General features: G+C 47.1%; 12 protein-coding genes and 1 pseudogene. 8 read left to right on the top strand and 5 right to left on the bottom strand.

The annotated features are described in order from the left end of the window. Both HQN88_RS31160 and HQN88_RS31155 read right to left on the bottom strand, forming a co-directional pair. The coding region (locus HQN88_RS31160) for a hypothetical protein (protein WP_216855892.1) at positions 1-427 on the bottom strand (427 nt) is incomplete at its 3' end. Between the two features lie 873 nt (positions 428-1,300). Beyond that, the gene (locus HQN88_RS31155; protein WP_173119624.1) at positions 1,301-2,311 is read right to left on the bottom strand and encodes a LacI family DNA-binding transcriptional regulator; all 1,011 of its coding nucleotides are present in this window, start codon (positions 2,309-2,311) and stop codon (positions 1,301-1,303) included. Positions 2,312-2,458: 147 nt separating this feature from the next. Between HQN88_RS31155 and fucU the strand changes: the two genes are divergently transcribed. From fucU to HQN88_RS31135, 4 genes and pseudogenes are all read left to right on the top strand, one after another. After that, the gene (gene fucU / locus HQN88_RS31150) at positions 2,459-2,881 is read left to right on the top strand and encodes an L-fucose mutarotase (RefSeq protein WP_173119642.1); all 423 of its coding nucleotides are present in this window, start codon (positions 2,459-2,461) and stop codon (positions 2,879-2,881) included. 81 nt (positions 2,882-2,962) lie between these two features. Continuing rightward, positions 2,963-4,753: pseudogene (locus HQN88_RS31145) on the top strand (L-fucose isomerase). Between the two features lie 320 nt (positions 4,754-5,073). Further along, a complete protein-coding gene (locus HQN88_RS31140) occupies positions 5,074-7,425 on the top strand; it encodes an FAD-dependent oxidoreductase (protein ID WP_173119622.1) in 2,352 nt (783 codons plus the stop codon). After that, the gene (locus tag HQN88_RS31135) at positions 7,422-8,522 is read left to right on the top strand and encodes a M14 family metallopeptidase (RefSeq protein WP_173119620.1); all 1,101 of its coding nucleotides are present in this window, start codon (positions 7,422-7,424) and stop codon (positions 8,520-8,522) included. The genes HQN88_RS31140 and HQN88_RS31135 overlap by 4 nt, the downstream gene beginning before the upstream one ends. 37 nt (positions 8,523-8,559) lie before the next feature. On the opposite strand, the gene HQN88_RS31130 is transcribed toward HQN88_RS31135, so the two are convergent. Both HQN88_RS31130 and HQN88_RS31125 read right to left on the bottom strand, forming a co-directional pair. Continuing rightward, positions 8,560-10,131 carry a response regulator transcription factor gene (locus tag HQN88_RS31130; protein ID WP_173119618.1) on the bottom strand — a complete coding sequence of 524 codons (1,572 nt, stop codon included), beginning with the start codon at positions 10,129-10,131 and terminating at the stop codon, positions 8,560-8,562. Between the two features lie 2 nt (positions 10,132-10,133). Further along, positions 10,134-11,867 carry a cache domain-containing sensor histidine kinase gene (locus tag HQN88_RS31125; RefSeq protein WP_173119616.1) on the bottom strand — a complete coding sequence of 578 codons (1,734 nt, stop codon included), beginning with the start codon at positions 11,865-11,867 and terminating at the stop codon, positions 10,134-10,136. A gap of 268 nt (positions 11,868-12,135) precedes the next feature. Between HQN88_RS31125 and HQN88_RS31120 the strand changes: the two genes are divergently transcribed. The 4 genes from HQN88_RS31120 to HQN88_RS31105 all read left to right on the top strand — a co-directional run bounded on the left by HQN88_RS31120 (position 12,136) and on the right by HQN88_RS31105 (position 20,564). Further along, a complete protein-coding gene (locus tag HQN88_RS31120) occupies positions 12,136-13,098 on the top strand; it encodes an ABC transporter permease (RefSeq protein ID WP_274319310.1) in 963 nt (320 codons plus the stop codon). A 22-nt stretch (positions 13,099-13,120) separates the two neighbouring features. Next, positions 13,121-14,011, top strand: coding sequence for a carbohydrate ABC transporter permease (locus HQN88_RS31115; protein WP_173119614.1), 891 nt, complete (start codon positions 13,121-13,123; stop codon positions 14,009-14,011). Positions 14,012-14,093: 82 nt separating this feature from the next. Next, positions 14,094-15,737 carry a type 2 periplasmic-binding domain-containing protein gene (locus HQN88_RS31110; protein WP_173119612.1) on the top strand — a complete coding sequence of 548 codons (1,644 nt, stop codon included), beginning with the start codon at positions 14,094-14,096 and terminating at the stop codon, positions 15,735-15,737. A 216-nt stretch (positions 15,738-15,953) separates the two neighbouring features. Then, entirely contained in the window at positions 15,954-20,564 is a 4,611-nt protein-coding gene (locus tag HQN88_RS31105; RefSeq protein WP_173119610.1) for a 3-keto-alpha-glucoside-1,2-lyase-like domain-containing protein, read from the top strand. A 57-nt stretch (positions 20,565-20,621) separates the two neighbouring features. Here HQN88_RS31105 and HQN88_RS31100 read toward each other — a convergent pair whose 3' ends face one another. Beyond that, positions 20,622-21,689, bottom strand: a complete 1,068-nt coding sequence (locus HQN88_RS31100) for a Gfo/Idh/MocA family protein (RefSeq protein WP_173119608.1) — start codon at positions 21,687-21,689, stop codon at positions 20,622-20,624. Between the last annotated feature and the right edge of the window lie 60 nt (positions 21,690-21,749).

Here is a 21,749-nt window from a genome sequence, read left to right as displayed (position 1 = left end):
CCCCAAGCCCAAGCCCAACCCCAACCCTAACCCCAACCCCAACCCCAAGCCCAAGCCCAAGCCCAAGCCCAACCCCAACCCCAACCCCAACCCCAACCCCAACCCCAAGCCCAAGCCCAAGCCCAAGCCCAAGCCCAACCCCAAGCCCAAGCCCAACCCCAACCCTAACCCTAACCCTAACCCCAAGCCCAAGCCCAAGCCCAAGCCCAACCCCAACCCCAACCCCAACCCCAACCCCAACCCCAACCCCAAGCCCAAGCCCAAGCCCAACCCCAACCCCAAGCCCAAGCCCAAGCCCAACCCCAACCCCAACCCCAACCCCAAACCTAAACCCAAGCCCAAGCCCAAGCCCAAGCCCAACCCCAAACCCCAAGCCCAAGCCCAAGCCCAACCCCAATCCCAAGCCCAAGCCCAAGCCCAAGCCCAAGCCCAACCCCACCCCCAAACCCAAACCCAAGCCCAAGCCCAAACCCAAACCCAAACCCAAACCCAAACCCAAGCCCACCCCACCCCCAAAGCACAAGCTAAAGCTAAAGCCCCCAACCCCACCCGATCGATCCAGGATTAGTGGTTGGTTTATTGGGGGATTATTCTCTGAGAAATGCAAAAAGGCAACCTTTTCTCCCTATTTATCCTCCAAATAAGCAAATGCGTGCAAAAAGGCAACCTTTCTTTCGAATTTCAAGGAAATATTATCTACTCACACGAAATTGATGCCTATTTGCATCAATTTCCAAAAAACAAGTGAAATCCTCTGTCAAAACTGCTCTTTTGCATTTTTGACAGCTCCCAACCCAACCCAACCCAACCCCATGCCCACCCGAAACCCGAAACCTAGGCGTTACCCACAGTGCATCCTTGCCAAGTGAATACCTGGATTTTCTGTAGCTAATTTAAGCGAGATCGCGTATTTTGGCAGACTAACTGGAATTCCTCCCGTTATTTCAGGCCAATTTCTCCAAAGGGGGCGTATCGAGCAAATTTAAATGTAGAAAATCCAGTTAAACTCCCAAGAGGCTAGTTTTACCCGGAAATAGATGTAAGAAATCCATTTATTCCCCAAAAGCTACCCAGCCTAAGCAATTGCTACTGTCTCTTTCATTTCGAATAGCCGATAAATGCTGTAGCAGCGACATTACGAGGAGGATTGGCATGAAAATAAACCGAGGGAAGGGCAGATTTGGTTAATAGATACCTTCAAATGAAAAAGGAGCAGATCGCCAAAAGGCATCTGCTCCTTTTTTTCAACAAAGCTAAGATGTAGTTACAAAAATGTAAGGAGTGGGAAACCATAGCAGCGTTAGGGGGAAAGCGGTAGTGTAGATGATCGAACGATAAGCTGAGAAGGTAGCATAATTTTGCGAAATTCATAATTGTTCTCGCTTTCGAGACGCTCGATCAAGAGCTGCATCCCTAGCTGGCCGAATTGGTAGGCGGGTTGAGACGCGACAGTGAGAAACGGATTAATTGCGCCCGCGGGTCCGAAGTCATCGAAGCAGACGACAGAGATGTCGCCAGGCACGTGAAAGCCACGTGCTCTTAAGGATTGAATGACGCCGACAGCGAGCATGTTATTGGCAGCAAAAATGGCCGTAGGCGGCTGTTCAAGTTGAAACAGTTGATCTAAAGCAGAGTCATCGTGAAAATCGCGATAGCCAAGATGAACAATCAGCGACTCGTCCAGTTGAAGCCCGCTTAGTCGATGTGCTTCCTCGTAACCGGTGTATCGTAACCGTGCTGTTGATACGTCTTGTAAGCCGTTTACAAGCGCGATACGACGATGCCCAAGCCTGATTAAATGCTCCACCAGATTGCGCGCGCCAGCCTTACTATCACCAAGCACCACATCCACATCAATACCCGGAATTTCGCGGTCCAAAACAACGAACGGAATGTGATGCTTCCGCAGTTGATTCAGGTTTTCAAGCGAGTGATCGCCTGTAGGTGCGAGCAAGACGCCATCCACGCGAGTTGTCAGAATCATATCGATATAATCTTTCTCTTTTGCGTAATCCTCGTCACTATTGGCAAAAAGCAAGCGATAACCCGCTTTCTTTGCTGCATCCTCAGCGCCCCGGGCTAACGTAGTATAGAACGGATTCGTAATATCCGTAATGAGTAAGGAAAGCAGGTGAGTTTTCTGTGATACAAGGCTGCGGGCCAACATGTTGGGGATATAGTGAAGCTCTTCCATCACCTTACGCACCCGTTTACGCGTTTTTTCGCTAATACGTCCTGTATTATTAATCACTCGAGAAACCGTCATGGCAGAGACGCCAGCTTTCGCAGCGATATCATAGATTGTAATCACGTGGAATTCCCCTTTAGCAACGTGTATGTATAAACATACTGAATAACCGTTTATTTGCTATTGTATAGAAAATAAGAATTGACAGCAAGACTTTAAATTGTTAACTTTGAGTTATCGGTAACAATAATCAATGAGGAGATGTAAATGATGTTAAAAGGGATACCTTCAATTCTTTCCCCTGAGCTTCTAAAAGTGTTGATGGAGATGGGGCATGGCGATGAAATTGTCTTTGCTGACGGGAATTTCCCTGCAGCGAGTCATACGAATCGATTGCTGCGATGCGATGGACATGGCGTTCCTGAATTGTTGAAAGCGGTGTTATCCTTGTTCCCACTGGATACATACAGTGAAACACCTGTTTCGCTAATGGCCGTTGTTCCTGGAGATCCGGTTGAAACACCGATCTGGGAAGAGTATGAAGCCATCATTTCGGAACAAGGAAAATATGCGATTGAATATGTGGAAAGGTTTGCTTTTTATGAACGGGCGAAGAAAACCTATGCCATTGTGGCGACCAGCGAAAAGGCCTTATATGCGAATATTATTTTAAAAAAAGGCGTAATTATCTGATATTAGAATTAACGATAACTCTTATAAGAGATGGAAGTAAGCCATTATTTCAAGTTTTACTTAACGAGGGGGATGAAGCAAATGACAAACGATACGTTCCGATGGAAGCAAGAGTTCCCGAAAATTGGTATTCGCCCAACGATTGATGGTCGAAGAAAAGGTGTGCGCGAGTCTCTCGAAGAGCAAACTATGAATATGGCCAAAGGCGTAGCAGCGCTTCTCAGTGAAACGTTAAAATATCCGAATGGCCAGCCTGTTGAGTGCATAATCGCTGACACTTGTATCGGCGGTGTTACAGAAGCTGTGGCTGCAGCAGATAAATTTACGAAAGCAGGCGTTGGCGTGTCGATTACGGTGACACCTTGCTGGTGTTACGGCACGGAAACGATGGATATGGATCCTACCACACCGAAAGCGATTTGGGGATTCAATGGCACGGAGCGTCCTGGCGCTGTTTACTTGGCTGCTGTACTATCTGGCCACGCGCAAAAAGGTATCCCAGCTTTCGGGATTTACGGCAAAGATGTACAAGATGCAGGCACGACAACGATTCCACAGGATGTGCACGAGAAGCTGATTCGTTTTGCGAAGTCTGGACTTGCGGCTGCTTATATGAAAGGGAAGTCCTACCTCTCCATCGGTTCCGTCTCTATGGGGATTGCGGGATCCATCGTGAATGAGGAGCTGTTCCAGAATTATTTGGGTATGCGTAATGAATAAGTGGATATGTCTGAATTAGTGCGCCGCATTAATGAAGAAATTTTCGATCCAGAAGAGTACCAATTAGCGATGAATTGGGTGAAAGAGAACTGTGCGGAGGGTCCAGATAAGAACCCGACTATGATTCAAACGAGCCGTGCGAAGAAAGATCAGGATTGGGAAACAGTTGTCAAAATGACGATGATCGTTCGTGATCTGATGGTGGGCAACCCGCGTTTAGCGGAGATGGATTTCAGTGAAGAAGCGCTTGGCCACAATGCGATCCTTTCTGGCTTCCAAGGACAACGTCATTGGACGGATCATTTCCCGAACGGTGACTTCATGGAAGCGGTGTTGAATACGTCTTTTGACTGGAATGGGAAGCGTGCCCCTTATCTCGTTGCCACAGAGAATGACAGTTTGAATGGTGTTGCGATGTTGTTCGGTAATCTCTTAACGAATACGGCGCAAATTTTTGCTGATGTCAGAACTTACTGGAGTCCAGATGCGGTACAGCGAGTAACAGGACATACCCTAACAGGCGCAGCGAAGGATGGTATTCTGCATTTAATTAACTCAGGTCCAGCGGCTTTGGATGGAACTGGACAGCAATCTCGCGATGGTAAGCCAGTTATGAAGCCATTCTGGGAAATTACAGATCAAGAAGTGACCGATTGCTTGGAAGCGACTTCTTGGCGCCCAGCTTCTGTTGAATATTTCCGCGGTGGCGGCTACTCCACAGATTTCTTGACCAAAGGCGGCATGCCAGTGACGATGTCACGAATTAATTTGGTGAAGGGCTTAGGTCCGGTTCTGCAGTTGGCAGAAGGTTATTCCGTTGATCTCCCTGAGGATGTACACAAAACGCTTGATGATCGGACAGACTCAACATGGCCGACAACGTGGTTTGCTCCCATTTTGACCGGAGAAGGATCCTTCACAGATGTTTATTCCGTTATGGATAACTGGGGTTCCAACCATGGTTCTATCTCTTATGGGCATATTGGCGCAGATCTGATTACACTTGCTTCTATTCTGCGAATTCCCGTTTCGATGCACAATGTAGCCAAGGAAGATATTTTCCGTCCGCGTGTGTGGGGAAATTTCGGCACAGCCGACCCTGAGGGTGCGGATTTCAGAGCGTGCAGCTCTTTTGGTCCTCTATATAAGTAGTCGTCAGGATTGGTAATATCCCCTCTAAGTAGACACTCAGAAAAAACCTTATGGATCCATAAGGAACGAGTGTAACTTGGCGGGGATTTTTTTATGGCTAAAAAGGACAGAGATTTAATCAGAATACAGATTGCATTCTGTGTGTTAATTGGAGTTTCGGAAAATGCGATTATCAGCTACGATGCCAAAATGGAGGCATCAAATCAAAAATGGTGATATTTTATTGTGTTCTTATTCAGGATACAGTGTAAAGGAGGTAAAAGAAAACGCTGTCATCTAAGGAGTATTAGGTGTGGCTGCATAAAGGGAGACTAAGAGAAATGATTAATAATTTCACGAATACACGTACGGAGGCAAATCATTCAGCGAGAAAGCATGGGCAAAAAACAGAGAAGTACGATGTTGTCGTTTGCGGAGGCGGACTGGCGGGTTTCTGCGCGGCTATTGCTTCCGCTAGACATGGGGCCAATACTTGTCTGGTACAGGATCGCCCTGTCTTCGGGGGAAACAGTTCGTCTGAGGTCAGAGTTACACCTCATGGTGCAGCTGCTTTTCATGTTTACGCCAAAGAAACCGGGATCATATCGGAGTTATTGATTGAGGAACGCGCGCGGAATCATGAGCCGATTTTTGAGAATGGCTGGACGAACAGCGTGTGGGATATGACGATGTATGATATGGCGCAGCGCACAGAGAATTTAACCTTTTATTTGAACACGTCCATTCTGGATGTTCGGATGGCGAGTGAGGGCAAGATTGCGTCAGTCGTGGGTTATGTAGCTAATGCGGAGACGGAGATTGAATTCGTAGCGGATGTATTCGTGGATTGCACAGGCGACGGCATCGTTGCCGATCGTGCAGGTTGTGAATGGCGGATGGGTTCAGAGGGACGCGAGGAATTCGCCGAACCGCATGCACCACTACTGGCGAGTGGAGATGTGATGGGGAGTTCGCTGCTTTTCAAAACGAAAGACGTTGGCTCCCCAGCTCCCTTCAAGGCACCTGATTGGGCTGCGAAGCTCGATAATCCCGACTTTTTCTATAAACAGGGTCGGAACCCGAATGATATGCGTGGTGGTTACTGGTGGATCGAGATCGGTATGCCTTGGCACACAATCTATGAAAGTGAAGATATTCGTCATGAGCTCACACGGTATGTGCTAGGCATTTGGGACTGGATCAAGAATAAGGATCCACTCACGAAAGAGCTGTCAGCTAATCATGCCATTGACTGGATCGGTCAAGTGCCAGGCAAACGAGAAAGCCGCCGAATTATGGGGCAATATCTAATGACAGAACACGACCCGCTAAATAAAACGGTATTTGAAGATGAAATTGCGTACGGTGGCTGGTTCCTTGATCTGCATACACCGGGGGGACTTCTTGCGCCTACCAGCGAGCATGCCAGTTCAGAAGGCTACGATGAAACATCCTCCTATATGGTGAAAAGCTACTGTGGTCCTTATGGCATTCCATTGCGGTCAACGATTGCCAAAGACGTTGATAATTTAATGATGGCAGGTCGCAATATCTCTGTGACGCATGCCGCATTAGGTACGGTGCGCGTAATGGCGACAACCGCGTTAATTGGGCAGGCCGTGGGAACGTCGGCTGCGATTGCATTGAAACGTGGATTAGCGCTTGCGGAGGTACCCGCTCAAGCTATACAAGAAGTCAAACAAACGCTGCTGCGCGACGGCTGTTTCTTGCTGAACACGGCGAACGAGGATGAGTTGGATCTAGCACGCAAAGCGCATGTTACAGCTAGCAGCCAAGCTTCATGCCACGGCGCAGAAGTGAGGGCAGATCTGAAAGCGTCTGGCGAGCGGGGTCCTCAGGATGATTTTCTTCACCAACGGAAAGGGCAATGGATTGCCATATCGGAAAGAGTCTTAAACCGCGTTTCGGTTTGTTTGAGTAATTGGAGCGACGCCCCTCAATTCGTGGAAGCGAGAATTATCCCTGTCGATCATATTTGGGACTATCGTACGGATGCGAGTCCAGCCATTGCCGTAACGAGACTGCATATCATGCCTGGCAAGTATCAATGGATAGACTGGGATGTTCATCTGGACGAGACCATTGGCCTGAAGTCTGGCAGCTATGTTCGTTTGGACTTGCTGGCGAATCCCAACATCGTTTGGCATTGTTCTGACGGCATCGTGCCAGGACAAACATGTGCGTATGAAATGGGTGAAGGGAAGATGCGAAGGGATTGGAATGGGCCGACCCGTAGCTTCCGAGTGGAGCCCCCGCAGAAGGCCTACTCTCCTGAGCATGTCACGAATGGGGTGACTAGACCCTATCGGTTTACGAACTTATGGCGGTCAGATCCGCGCGAACCGCTTACACAATGGCTGGAGCTCAACTGGGAAGAGCAGCAATCGATCAAACAGGTTGAGATTACGTTCCCTGGCAGCCTATTATGGGAATACCGCGGGTATGCGCCGTTTTATCGCGATCCACAATGTCCGAAAGATTATCGTATCGAAGCTTTTGTTGGCGGTGCATGGGAACTGCTCATTGAGGTGAAGGATAATTACCAGCGCCATTGCCGTCACACGTTCATTCAACCTGTTCAAACACAAAGACTACGTGTCATAATCGATGCCACGAATGGAGATCCTTCAGCGGCCATTTATGAAATTCGCTGCTATGAGGGCATCTCATGATCCACATTCGTTCGAACTATCCAGGTGGCAATATCAAGGTTGTCTCGCTAGATGAAGTTGTGAGGTTGGAGCAGGACATCCGTGATTCCTATTGGTGGTTTTATTGGAATTTCTGCATTCGCTGTGAGGAGGAAAGGGAAATTGTCTTCGAATTTATGCACGGAGAAGTGGTTGGACCATGGGGACCGGCGTATAGCCTAGATGGTATGAACTGGACTTGGCTTGGAGAGCAAAGTGTCATGAACTCCAAATCATTTGTTTACCGATTCGATTCGAATAATCCTGAAGTTTATTTTGCATTTTCGCTGCCCTATCAATTGCAGCATTTCGAAACATTTTATGAAAAATGGAAGGATTACGCCGTTGTGCATCGTGATACGCTGTGCCTATCTGAGCAAAAGAGAGAAGTGCCGCTTTTACTTATCGGCAACAAGGATGCACCGCAACATATCTTCTTCTCCAGTCGCCACCATGCCTGCGAATCGACGGTAAACTACGTTTTGGAGGGTTTGTTGGAGCTATACCTAGAGGAACATGCCAGATCCGAATTTCTTGATCAATTCTGCATTCATTACGTCCCTTTTGTTGATATCGACGGGGTCGAGAATGGCGATCAAGGAAAAGGAAGGATGCCGCTTGATCACAACAGGGATTACATCGAACACTCCACTTATGCAGCTACACCAGCGATGATGCGATACGTGAGTACTCTGCAGCCCGTAGTCGGCATAGACTTTCATTGCCCGCACAAATGGGGAGAACGCAATGATCATGTCTTTTTCGTGAAGACAGGTACCGAGGCAGACCGCCGGATCGAGCGACTCGGACGATTGCTGCATGATCTGACACAGGGAATAGCCAGCAATAGAGAGATTCCTTACGATCCGGCCAATGATATTGAGATGGGTGAAGAGTGGAACGAACCGTTTCCCAATTGCTCATCATTTATGATTCAGCACAGTGTTCCTCTGGCAGTTTCGATGGAGATCCCCTATTTCGGTCTCGTCCCTATGCAGTACACAGCGGATTCACTTCGGCGATTGGGCAGGTGTCTGGGTCAGGCGTTGCAGATCTATTTGCGTGAATCCTATAAGTAAAGCAAGCCCCGGTCGATGTTGAGACCGGGGTTTGTTTTCATTGCATGGTATTGCGAAACTCCTTGGGAGAGATGCCGCAATGATTTTTAAATGCTCGCGAGAAATGATAGGGGTTGCTGTAACCGACTTTCTCTGAAATTTCATGGATGCGTAGTGCAGGGTCTTTCAGGAGTCTTTGTGCTTCCTCCATGCGGATCTTGGTCAGATAAGCGGTAAATGTTAACCCAATCCGTTCTTTAAACAGCGTACTGAAATAAGAGTAGTTCATGGATACGCGATTCGCCACTTCTGCGAGTTGAATTTCGCGATTAAAATGCTGTCGAACGTATGACATCGCATCGCTAATGACAGCTCCCTCCAAGCTTGTGCTTTCGGATACAAGTTGCTTGGCCGTAAGGACATAACCTTTTAAATACTGGCGAAGGTCATGAAGGGTATGGAAGCTGAAGAATGCCTGAGCCAGTTCGTTCTCTTCAAACATGAAACGTCCGTTGAAATGCCGATGAATTTCCGTAATGATCAGATCGAAGACGGCTTCCAACTGTTCCAGAGATATTCGCATAACCAGGCTGTCAGGCAACCAACGGTCGATCCATAGATGAATACGCGCCAGATGAAGCGTTTCGACAGCTTGACGAAGTTCATCGATATCTTTGCGAACGGGCAGCCATTCCTCCAGCGGTTTTGGAGGCTCATGCAGGAACAACAGGGTGTCAGGCTCAAGTAATATACGGTAAGACATGGCCAGTTGCGCTTGCTTATAATGCTGAGGTAAATCCTTTAGGTGGCCAGCTTTACTGATGGAAACGACGGACGCCTTAGGAAGGTCAATATTAAGTTGTGCAACAGTCTCACGAAGTAGCGCAGTAACTGCGTCCAAAGTGAGAGGGGCAGCATAGTTGAAAACCGTATAAACTTTACCTTGCGTATCATGAAAAGCGAGAATTTGAAGCTGAGCAGCGTATCCAGCTAGTTGAATCTGCCCATTCAAGCATGCATCAATGCGAGTCAGATCTTTTGTGCTAAACACAGTTTCACTAATGTTGAATAATCCAATAGCAAATGTAGGGTGAGGAAAATAGGATTGAAGTGTTTGCCAAGATTGCACCATTTCAGGAAGAAGTATTTCGCTCCGACCTGGTTCAGCATTCAAGAGGAAATTAAGTCTTGCGGCGAGTAAAGTTTGCTCATCTAGTTGGCTGCGTTCCATAACTTGGGCTTTACGGCTATCCTCTTCAATGGCAGCGATGGCTGCCAAAATGAGTTTGGCAAGCTCTGCAGAGCCAGCTGGTTTAAGCAGATAGTCAAGCACGCCGTATTTGAATGCTTCTCGGACATAGCCATAATCGCCATGACCGCTCAGCATAATGAATTTCGTCCGTGGCAGCTTAGGGGAAAGCTGGCGAATGAGCTGTATGCCGTCAATGTCAGGCATACGCATGTCGGTGATAATGATATGTGGCTGTACCTCTTGGGCAGCTTGAAGCCCTTGCAGACCACCATATGCCACATGAATGTGTCCAACGGCAGGTAAGCCTGCGCGTTCGAGCTTAGCTTTGACCCCATCGCATATCAATTCCTCGTCGTCAATCACTAACACGTTGTACATGGCTAATCTTCCTCTCTATCATCATAGGGAATAATGAGAATCGTTTCGGCGTAATGGCCTTCATTACTGCCCAGTCGAATCGCATATTCTTCTCCGTAGTACAGCTTCAATCTTTCGTTAATATTGCCAAGTCCAATGCTTTCTCTTCGCACGCTGCTGCTTGGGGTATAGGTAGAAGTGCGGAACCGCTCATTTAATATGTCCAGTCGCTCATTCGGAATGCCAAGGCCGTTATCTCGGATAGACAACAGGAGGGTATTGTCGGGTTGCACAGAGATATCGAGCAGAATACGAAGGGGACCTTGCTGCGACAAACCGTGCTTAATACTATTTTCAACAATGGGTTGCAAAATAAAGCGAATGATATGGAAAGACAGCAACCTATCGGGTACTTGGATACGCAATTCGATGTTGTCACCATATTTAATCTTTTGGAGATTCATATATTGTTCCAAGTAGCGAATCTCAGCCTCAAGGGTTGTAAACCGGAATTGACCATCCATGTTGTAACGCATCATTTTGCCAAAATCAGCCATCGCATCGGAGACGTCAAATTGACCGGCAAGCTCCATCTTGGCACTAAACATGTCGAGCGTATTATAGATGAAATGTGGATTGATCTGCGACTGAAGTGCGATAAGTTGGGCATCCTTATGAATCGTTTCTTGGCGAATCATATCCTTCATCAGCAGGTTGATTTTATTTAGCAGCAGATTGAATTTCTCTGTAATAACTCCGAATTCATCCTGGCGATCAATTGGAATGGGCACGAAACCGGATTCAATCGCGTGGGCCATCTGCCCAATGCTCGTTTTCATCTTTCTTAGTGCTATCTTCAATACGGAGTAAAAGGCAAACAATAGTAAAACCATCGCCGTGAGGAAAGCGAGATTCGTAACCACCTGAAGAGAGCCGAATGATCTAGGCAGTGTAATCGTCATCAGCATGGATAAGCCGAGTCCCTTTAGCGGCTCTGAGATGAATAACTGGTTATCTTGAATGACGTAGCTTCCAGATGGAGGAGGCATGAGCGATGGAGCGCGATCAGCTGTGATTGATCCTTCAGGAAATAGAATGTGATTGTGGTCGTCCATGAGGACAATATGCTGGTTGCTTTCTGATATTCGTGAGATAGGATCAAGCAGATCGCTTGGCCGCACATCGACAAGGGTGAAACCAAGATCATGGTCTTCCAGGGAGATCATTTTCTGCATATACCCGAACGTTTTCCCCAATTCCAGGCTGCTACGCATCACCCAAGCAGACTTTTTCTCAGAGTGCTTGAAGGTATCGTACCAAGACTCCTGTATTGCTTTCGTTTCATGGTAAAAGGCCCCGAATCCTTCCGGTATCGTTTCGTTGCTCATATACACCGATATTTTCTCTGTATTAATTTTTTGGAACAGCATGGCGTAATTAATGAGCGGTACGGCATAGCTGAAATAGTCATCTATGGAATTATTGGCTTGCGAGTAGGGGGCAGCCAAAAATTGCTGCAGACGGTAATTGTACGTGATGCTGTTACTAACGCTTTCAATGAGATCAAGTTTGTTCTCAATTGTAGATTTCACTTGCTTCAAGGTCATTTGCGAATTCGCAATCAACTGATCTCTCATATAGCGTTGCGTTTGGTCGTAGGTATACAGGCCCAGACCTATGAAAGGCAGCAGAATCAACAGTACGAATGCGAGTGTCACCTTACTTTTGAGGCTCATGGTGTTCAGATAGCGACGCAATGGCGGACCTTCTTTCTTGAGAGGAGTTGTTTTTAACCCTATTCGACAACCTGTGCAAGAAACCTCTCTCGCTGCTTGCTAACCCAAAATGAAGGTATTAAAACAAAAACGAAGATATTTTTATAAGCGCTTACAAAACGTATAGTAGATTTATACTTCCGAAGTCGTTTAAAAGAGGCAAATCTCAGTAAATCGAATACGGATAAAATAATGTGAACGTTATTCATGCGGGTGGGCATTCAATGAATAACGAGATAGGGGGCAAGAAGTGGAAAGAGCCGTAACGACAGATCGTCCTTTTCGTGCAGCAGGCAAAGCGGCTACTGGCAGACATACAAGATGGAGGAGCCAGTTGGCCTTGCAAAGCATGGTATGGCCAGGGGTGCTGTTCCTGCTGATATTTTCCTACATTCCCATGTATGGAATTTTAATTGCGTTTAAGGATTATGATCTATTCTTAGGTGTATCGGGTTCACCTTGGGTTGGTTTGGCACATTTTCGGGAGTTCTTTACCGATGCTAATTTTATGAACGTGCTTCGCAATACGTTGGCGATGAATATCCTCGTTCTCATTTTTGGATTCCCGGCACCGATCGTGTTCGCGCTGTTTCTGAACGAACTGACGACTTCGAAGTTCAAACGCTTTGTGCAAACGGTATCTTATTTACCTCACTTTGTCTCTTGGGTCATCTTTGGCGGTTTAATTATGACCGTGCTCTCGCCTTCGAACGGGATCCTCAACCTGCTGCTGCAGAAGCTGCATATCATCAATGAACCGCTCAATTTTATGGGCAAGCCAGATCTGTTCTGGTTCATTATGGTTGGGGCGGAGATGCTGAAGGGAATCGGCTGGGGAGCTATCATCTACATTGCGGCTATTGCCGGGGTCGATCCGGAGCTGTACGAAGCGGCCAAAATCGACGGAGCCGGCAGGTTTCAGCGCATGTGGTACATTACGGTGCCCAGCATCATGGGAACAATCGTCATTATGCTTATTTTTGCGGTCAGCTCGATTCTAAATACCGGTATTGAACAGATGCTGGTCATGCAGAATCCGCTGAACCTGAATGTCAGTGAAACGATCGACACTTACGTCTACAAGGTGGGGCTGCAGCAAATGCGATATTCCTACTCGACAGCCGTGGGGCTTGCCAAATCACTGGTCGCGTTGATTCTACTGATCGGCGCCAATCAAGTCACCCGTAAAATATCCGGCAACAGTCTGTTCTAACTTTATTCAGGAGGATCCACTAATGAAAATCCGTTCAAGAGGAGATCAATGGTTTGATGCTTTCAACGTCTTTCTCATGCTGGCCATTGTCGTCCTGACGCTTGCCCCCTTCTGGTTCGCGCTGGTTGGTTCATTGAATCAAGGCGTCGATTATATGAGGGGAGGCGTCTACTTATGGCCACGCGAGTTTACACTCGCCAATTATAGGTCGATCTTCTCTGATAACACGATTTACCATGCTTATTTCATCACGGTATCTCGCTCGCTGATCGGCACGATTCTTCACGTGGCGTTTACTGCGCTCGTTGCTTATGGCATGTCTCGCAAATCGTTGGCGGGGCGTAATGTGTATCTGATTATCATGCTGTTTACGATGTTTTTCTACGGCGGTTTGATTCCCACCTATTTGCTTTACAAGCAGCTCGGCTTGTTGAACAATTTCCTTGTTTACATTGTGCCGACGATGTTCAGCGTGTGGGATATGATTATTATTATGTCATTTTTCCGGACGATCCCGGAGTCGATTGTTGAATCCGCGAAAATTGATGGCGCTGGCGAATACCGCATTTTCCTGCAGCTCGTTCTTCCACTGACCAAGCCGGTTTTGGCTGCAATTGCGCTGTTCAACTGCGTGTATCACTGGAATGCCTATACGGATGCTCTGTTCTTTACAACCAAGGACTATCTTGAGCCTGTGCAGCTGTTTTTAAAACGCATGGTGACAGATGCATCGGTCGCGCAGAAGTTTGGGGAGCAAGTAGCGGGGAATATGCCGGAGGAAGCGAAGCAGATCAGCTCCGAAACCCTGAAGCTTGCCATGATGATGGCAACAACGGCTCCGATCTTAGTTGTGTATCCGTTTCTCCAAAGGTTTTTCGTAAAAGGTGTGTTAATTGGTTCTGTGAAAGGTTAATCTGCACAGCAAAAGCATGCAAGTGGGTTGCTTTTGCTGTACATTAACAATATATAGGCCTACACGAAGGGGAGGAAAACAAGTGCTTAAAAGAAAGCGTTTTCACAAATCAGGGATTGCCTTAATGATGATTGGTTCGTTATTAGCAGGATGCTCTGTTACAGGCGACAACCAAAATAAGCCGTCGTCGGCTCCAACATCCTCGGAAACAGCATCTGCTACACAGAAAGCAGCAACAGAGGACAAGTCGCCAATCAAGATCACCTGGTTCGTCGATCAGGATTACTACAAGAAGAATTGGGATGCGGTCAACGATTTGCTGGATAAAATGATTACAGACGCGACCGGCGTTTCGATCGATTTCACCTCAGGAAGTTCAGATAAGCTGAGTGCGATCATCGCAGCGGGGGACATTCCGGATGTGATCACTGTCGATAAAGGATCCCCGCAGCGCGGAGTACTCGAGAAGTCCGGCTTGGTTGCACCGATGGATACCCTGATCGCGAAATACGACCCCTCCTTCAAAGTAGCGAAAACCATGCAGGATTGGTTCCGCAACTCGGACGGACACTTCTACGGGTACGCCAGCTACTTCTGGGCCAAGGAAACGTTCCAGCCCGGCGACTATATCGCCAGCAACCAAGGATTATATGCGCGTCAAGATATTATGGACCAACTCGGCATCAAAGCCGACGATTTTAAAACGAAAGATGGCTTAGTCGCAGCTCTTCGCAAGGTGAAGGATTCGAGCGCTAAATATAACGGTTTTGCGCTGACGCCTGCTTATTTTGACAGCTGGATTATTTCCAACTTCTTCGGGGCGCCTCGTGAGGATGCACAAGGTAATCTGATTGACCGTGAGCGTACGGTAGAATCCCTGGAAGCATACAAGTTCCTTAATCAGTTGTATCGTGAGGGCTTGATGCCGGAGGACAGCCAGACACTGAACAAGAATCAGATTCAGGAAAAGGTTGCAAATGGTGCGGTATTCTCTTACACGAACAAGAATATTGACTGGAGTGCCTTGTATCAGAAGGATCCGAAAGCAACCTATGTGCATGTCGGTCCTGTAGTTGGCAGCAAGGGGAATAAGCCATACGTTGACCCTGTCAATGTCACAGGCTGGACGCTGTCCATGGTTAGCTCCAAATCCAAATATCCCGATCGGATTATTAAACTATTCCATTTTTTATCCACGGACGAGATGAGTTTGAATGTGAACTACGGTCCGAAAGGCGCAGCTTGGAATTTCGATGAGAATGGCAAAGTGAAGCTGACAGACGAGTTCAATAAGCTGAATGCCGAAGATGCGAACAAAGCCAAGCTGAAATATGGAAATGGCACACTGAATTGGCTGATCAACTGGGTACCCATCGCGCGGACTTCACCAACAACGAAGACGTTGGATAACACCTTGAAGAAACAAGCGACGGACTATTTTGCTCAATATACGTACGATATGCTGCCCTTCGAATCGACGACTCCGTTAGGCGGGACGAAAGAAGCGGGAATTAATGCAAAAATTGAAGAAAGCCGTGTGAAGGCAAGAGCCAGAATGTTCCTAGCCAAGTCGGAAGCCGATGTGGAGAAGTTCTATAACGAAGAGATCGAGCTGGAAAAAAATCTCGGTTATCAGGAACTGTATGCTTACCAGAACAATCAGTTTTTGCAAGCGAAAAAAGCGCTTGGCATTCAGTTTGCTTGGCCAACAAATCAGAAGAAATAAGAGTTAGCTAGACAATAGGGTTAAACAATGGCATATGCAATGTTCGTGAGTGGATAGCTGTCTTCGCACGCTTGCATATGCCTTTTTGTGGACTTTAATGGAAGGGGGGATAAGGCGAACCCATTCAAAATAAAGCACAGAAGGCTTATATCCCGTACTGTGCCAGTGGATAGATGGAGAGATCGACTGAATCGGAAACAAAGGAGCAGAATGATAATGTACACATGGATCCGTAAACGAATAACCACTTTGCTTGTTTTTACCATGGTGTTATCTGTTATTGGCAGCACTGGTATATTAGGCTATGCACCGGTAGCTCAGGGGGCAGATGTATGGAAGCCTATGGATACAGAGCCGATGACGGTTCCTGGCAGCGCCGTGGATTTATCTGGATTGAATGATGCGCCAGCAGGTAAATATGGTTTCATCCAACAAGGCATTGACGGCGACTATACGTTTGAGCAAGCACCGCAAAAAAAGGTGAAGTTATACGGAGCCAATATAACATGGAATATGTTCTACGGCTCGCATGATGATGCGGATCAAACTGCGAATCGCCTGGCACGTTTAGGCTATAACGCAGTTAGAATACATGCGCAGGATGCCATGGCCGATTGGGTACAAGGCATTTTCATCCAAAATGGATCAACAACGCCACAACTTAATATGGATCGATTGGATCGATTAGAGTACTTTATTGCAAAGTTGAAGTCGAAGGGGATTTACGTAACAATTGACATTTTTCACCTGTATGATTTCAAGAATATACCGGGGCTTGGCGAATACGCAGATGGGACGAAATCACCTTATTTGCTTCCCCTCCTCCCCCAAGCGCTCGACATGTGGAAAGCGATTGCAGACATGTGGCTATCCCATGTTAACCCTTATACGGGTCTCCCTTTGAAGCATGATCCCGTTCTAATCGGTGTTAGCCCGTGGAATGAATCCTTGCTTCTGAATATGAGTCTTAGCGGCATGAAGGTACCTTTGCGCGACTATATGCTGCAGGATTTCAACCAGTATCTGCACGCGATAGGTAAGCCAGAGATCTTAAGTTTCCCAAGCAATTATTGGGATGCAGCTGGGGACATGAAGGATCAGCTTAGCGCGTATTATTCCAATAAAACCATTCATGTCTCAAATGCGATGAGGACTTATTTAAAAAATGGTCTTGGCGTTAAAGCGCCTATTGGCGGATTAAATTACATTTATAGCCCGAATGTGAACTATTGGCGCGATCAAGCGTCGGATGTGTATGAAACACATGCCTATTACCAATTTTCAAACAATAGATTTACGGACAGTAATGGGAGTGGCTATCAGTACAATCCGCTCAAGGAGCCTCGTCTAAGTATGGCGTTCAATAGCACGACAATTGCCAATTATCCGAAGGATTGGCCGACGGATACGAACTTTGGATCTTACTATCCAGCCCTATCATTAAGGCAGCCATATGCCAAACCATTTGTGCTTACGGAGTTTCAGGATACGCAACCCGTCAAAGGGCGTGAAGACATCGGTATTTTCAATGGCGCAGTTGGGACTTACCAAGGCTGGGACATGATGAACCGATACTCCTTCGGCGTCAATATAGGGGATGCTTATAAAAATATGAAGTTAGGTGCTCCTGAAGAGTTCTCTATCGTAGGCGATCCGCTTGCTATTATGTCGGAAGCTGAAGCTGTGCTCTTATTCCGAAATGGGGCCATTCAAGCCGCAAGTCCGAAATTCGTGTTCGTATGGGATCGCACATGGGCGCGCGATAAGGCGGCAGCCTCAGAAGGCGATGCGTATCTGACGAATATGATGTACATTCCGCACCTGTTCAAGACTGTGTCTGTGTATGGGGATAAACCGAATGTGCCGTTAACTGTGTACAAAATCACGCCTGACAACACACCAGAACAGATTGCTAGCGGCAATCTGCCAGAAGCCAACAAGCTGCCGATTTCGTCTTCGATGTCTAATAGACAGATGGCCGAATTGTTCATTCATTCGTTGGATGATGCGAATAAGCAAGCTGAAATGTTAGCTGCATTGAGTCAGAATAAGCTGCTATCAGATACCGGTGAGCTAACGTTTGATCTCAATCTGGATACCTATTTCGTGAATACGCCGAAAGTCATTGCGGCAGCGGGAACAATGAATAATCATACGTTCGCACTGGGGCAAGCGACAGTGACTGGCGATGTTGACAAGGGTACTTTTTTCGCTTCTTCCTTGGATGGAAATGCGCTGAAGGATAGCGACCGCATGCTCCTTGTCTATACAACGGATGTAGCAGCTACTGGGGAACAATATGTTTCGCAGCCTTCTGGTGAAATCAAGTACTACAAAGGTACACTGCCAACTTTAGTGAAGCAGCAAAGAGCTAAATTCACGTTAACAACGACGAAACCTGCAGGTGGTTATAAGGCCTATAAGCTTGCACTAAATGGAGCGCGTCTTCAGGAAGTACCTGTGACCGTGAATGGTCAGGTAGTGTCTGTTACCTTGGACACGGATAAAGGATTAGCCTTTGAGCTCGTATACGATCCGCTTTATTCCACAGATTTTGAGTCAGGTGCAGCGGAATGGACGACGGTCAAAGGGAGCTTCGGGATTCAAACGGAGAGCAATGGCAATCATGTGTATCGGACAACAAAACAATCAACATCCGTTGTTGCACAAACCTACGGAACGGACTATTACGTTGAATCTGATGTTCGCATGACAAGTTTTAAGGATACGGTAGGACTCCTTGCCAGATACGTGAATCAAGGTAAGTATTATAGCTTCACCTATGATGCACTACTTGGCAAGGCATCCATCGAGAGACAGAACAATGATCAAACAATCGTTCTCCAAACAACCTCTGGATTGGCAATGCCGCTAGATGTCATGAACAAACTTAGGTTTGACGTGGCGGGTAATCGCTTAAATGGCTATATCAATGGTCAATTAGTCGTTACAGCAACAGATAGCACGATTGCCAATGGATCAGCAGGCATACTAACCAAGGATCTCGTACTGCCAGCAGGATTCCCTCTTGGCACAGCTAGTCAACAATGGATAGCAGCGCTTGGGAGCGCGATTAAGGGGTCTATCAATGAAGGGATCTCAAGTTCAAACGGCACTTTTTTAACAAAATTGCTGGAAGTCTTAAAGCGGGTTATGGGTCCTGTTTCTTATGATAACTTCCTCGTTACGTACCGAGATGTGACAGCACCTTCCATACCTGCCAATGTGACGGGAACTCCACTCTCGTCATATGAAATATCCCTCTCTTGGACCCCGTCTAGCGATAATGAGCGTGTAGCTGGTTACATTATTTATCGGGATGGGCAAGAAATTGCGTCAGTCAATGGGATGAGCACGAGTTATGTGGATACGGGTTTAAGTCTTGGTACTACCTACGCGTACACAATGAAAGCATTTGACCCAGCGAATAATCACTCAGAACTAAGTAGTGAAGCCATCGCGACGACGAAAAGCACGCTGCTGGAAGATAATTTCGAGTCGGGAAGCGCGAATGGGTGGTCTGTCGTATCATCATGGGGGGCATTCGCCGTGGTAACGGACGGTAGTACAAAAGCCTATCTGTCCGACAATACGGACAAAGGGGCTACGAAGTCTGTTGCAGGGCAAACATCGTGGACCGACTATCAGATAGAAGCCAAGGCTAAGATGGACCAGACGAGGGGGAGAATTGGACTTGTAGCTAGATTCGTTGACTATAACAACTACTATAGTATGACTTATGAAAGCTATACCCAAAAAGTTTACCTTAGTAAGGTGCAAAACGGTAATACGTTCGACTTAGCCGTTTCAGCTGCGATCCCACCGCTTGCTGCTGGCACATACCATACGTTGAAATTCACCATGTCGGGAAATACTTTGCAGGGTTATGTGAATGGGCAACTGCTTGTCATGGCCACGGATAGTGCTTTTCCAGCTGGGAAGATCGGTGTATATACGCACCTATTGAAAGGTTATTTTGACGACATCGTGGTGAATCTACTTCCGAAGCCTGACGTAACGCCGCCGACTTCCCCAACAGGACTGACGGCCGCTGCTTTATCATCCACAGAAGCAGCGTTGTCATGGTCGCAATCATCCGATGATGCAGGGGTAACCAGCTATGCTATTTATCGTGATCAGCAAATAATAGGTACCGTTAATGGTACGGTGAATACGTACAAAGATACGGGATTGAACCTGGCTACGACGTATCACTACACAGTCAAGGCGTTAGATGCGGCGAACAATCAGTCCGAAGCAAGCACTGAAGCCGTCGTCACTACAAACAGCACGCTTCTGACCAATAATTTTGAGTCCGGTAACGCGAGTGGGTGGACGGTCGTATCTTCTTGGGGGAATTACTCCGTAGTATCAGACGTATACGGCTCGAAAGCTTACTTATCTGATAATGCAGATAAAGGAGGAACGAAGTCAGTTGCAGGCACATCAACATGGACTAACTATAGCGTAGAAGCTAAGGGTAAAATGGAGACAGGTAGCGGCAGAATAGGGTTCGTAGCGAGATACGTCGACTATAACAACTATTACACGATGACGTATGATACCTTTACGAAGAAAGTGTATCTGAGTAAGTTGCTAAACGGTAACATTACTGACTTAGCCATTTCAGCTGCGATTACACCGCTTGCTGCAGGTACCTACCATACGCTGCGATTCACAGTGGTAGGGAATTCGCTACAGGCTTATGTGAATGGGAATCTAATTCTTACCACTACAGACAGCACATTCTCCGCAGGGAAGATTGGCGTGTACTCGCATTTGCTCAAAGTTTATTTTGATGATGTCGAGGTGAAATTAGCTCCGTAGTTCATAAAAAAATGGCGGTAACGCAATTCATGCGTTCCGCCGTTTCCATTTCTGCACTTAGAGGCGAACCTCTCGGCCTGTTTCTGCTGATTCATAAATGGCGGACAAGATTTGGATCATTTCCACGCCATGTTCCGGTCGAATAATTGGCTCTGCTCGACCTGCCAAGCAATCGATAAAGTGATTAATATTGGCATGATGCATCTTAACCGGTTTCCCTTGGTTACGTGAGGATTTGGTGTCCACTAATTGGCCGTTCATTTCTGAGAATAGACCTAACTCGTAATTTCGGTAAGTTGCACCGGCTTTCGTCCCCCGAAGCTCGACAAAATACGTCTCTTCCTCAATATTGGAAGCCCAACTGAACTCGATTTGCAGCGAGGCGCCGTTGTCAAAGCGGATAAAGCCTATAGCCAAATCTTCCACATCGAACGTTCCATCACTCTGCTTCTCTCCGAAGTTGCTATGTTTCGAGTCCGATACATCGTTGTCAGCAAATTTACGATAGGTGGCTCCGCTGACGGCGACCGGTTTGGGATTGCCCATGACCCATACCGCAATATCAATAAAATGAACCCCTAAATCAATTAAAGGGCCGCCGCCAGACAATTCCTTCGTCGTAAACCAACCACCTTTGCCTGGGATGCCCCTGCGGCGAAGCCAACCGCAACGCCCGGTATAGATCTCGCCGAGACCGCCCTCTTTCGCGAATTGTTGCAGGAGTTGCGCGTTCGGATGGAAGCGATTATTGCGGATCGTCATGAGCAGCTTGCCGCTTTGGGTTGCAGCATCAGCCATCTTCTGCGCTTCGACGGGAGAGACCGCATCCGGCTTCTCGCAAATGACATGGATTCCCGCTTGTAAAGCCGCAATCGCAATTTCCGAGTGATATAGGTTCGGCGTACAAATATCGATTGCATCCAAATTCGCCTCAGCGATCATTTGCTTATAATCGGTGTATACGAGTTCTGCACCCGACAGCTCGGCCATTTCGCGCGCACGCGGTTCATTCACATCACAAATGGCGACGATCGTACACTCTTGATTCTCCAACCAAGCCGACACATGCGACTCCTTAAAAATACCACCTGCTCCAGCAATGCCAATTCGATAAGTTGATTTCATTGTTCGCTACTCCTTCATGTAGGCCAAATTTGCCTTACAATTTAATTTTTGTTGCTTATC

It is taken from the genome of Paenibacillus qinlingensis (genome assembly GCF_013204845.1).
Lineage (GTDB): Bacteria > Bacillota > Bacilli > Paenibacillales > NBRC-103111 > Paenibacillus_E > Paenibacillus_E qinlingensis.
Note: the sequence above shows the minus strand (reverse complement) of the source record. Positions and strands in the feature narration are given on the sequence as shown.

Excerpts from the sequence above, each read along its gene's own strand:
- fucU (WP_173119642.1), top strand. The coding sequence starts at position 2,459 with ATGTTAAAAGGGATACCTTCAATTCTTTCCCCTGAGCTTCTAAAAGTG.
- HQN88_RS31140 (WP_173119622.1), top strand. The coding sequence starts at position 5,074 with ATGATTAATAATTTCACGAATACACGTACGGAGGCAAATCATTCAGCG.
- HQN88_RS31135 (WP_173119620.1), top strand. The coding sequence starts at position 7,422 with ATGATCCACATTCGTTCGAACTATCCAGGTGGCAATATCAAGGTTGTC.
- HQN88_RS31130 (WP_173119618.1), bottom strand. The coding sequence starts at position 10,131 with ATGTACAACGTGTTAGTGATTGACGACGAGGAATTGATATGCGATGGG.
- HQN88_RS31115 (WP_173119614.1), top strand. The coding sequence starts at position 13,121 with ATGAAAATCCGTTCAAGAGGAGATCAATGGTTTGATGCTTTCAACGTC.
- HQN88_RS31105 (WP_173119610.1), top strand. The coding sequence starts at position 15,954 with ATGTACACATGGATCCGTAAACGAATAACCACTTTGCTTGTTTTTACC.
- HQN88_RS31100 (WP_173119608.1), bottom strand. The coding sequence starts at position 21,689 with ATGAAATCAACTTATCGAATTGGCATTGCTGGAGCAGGTGGTATTTTT.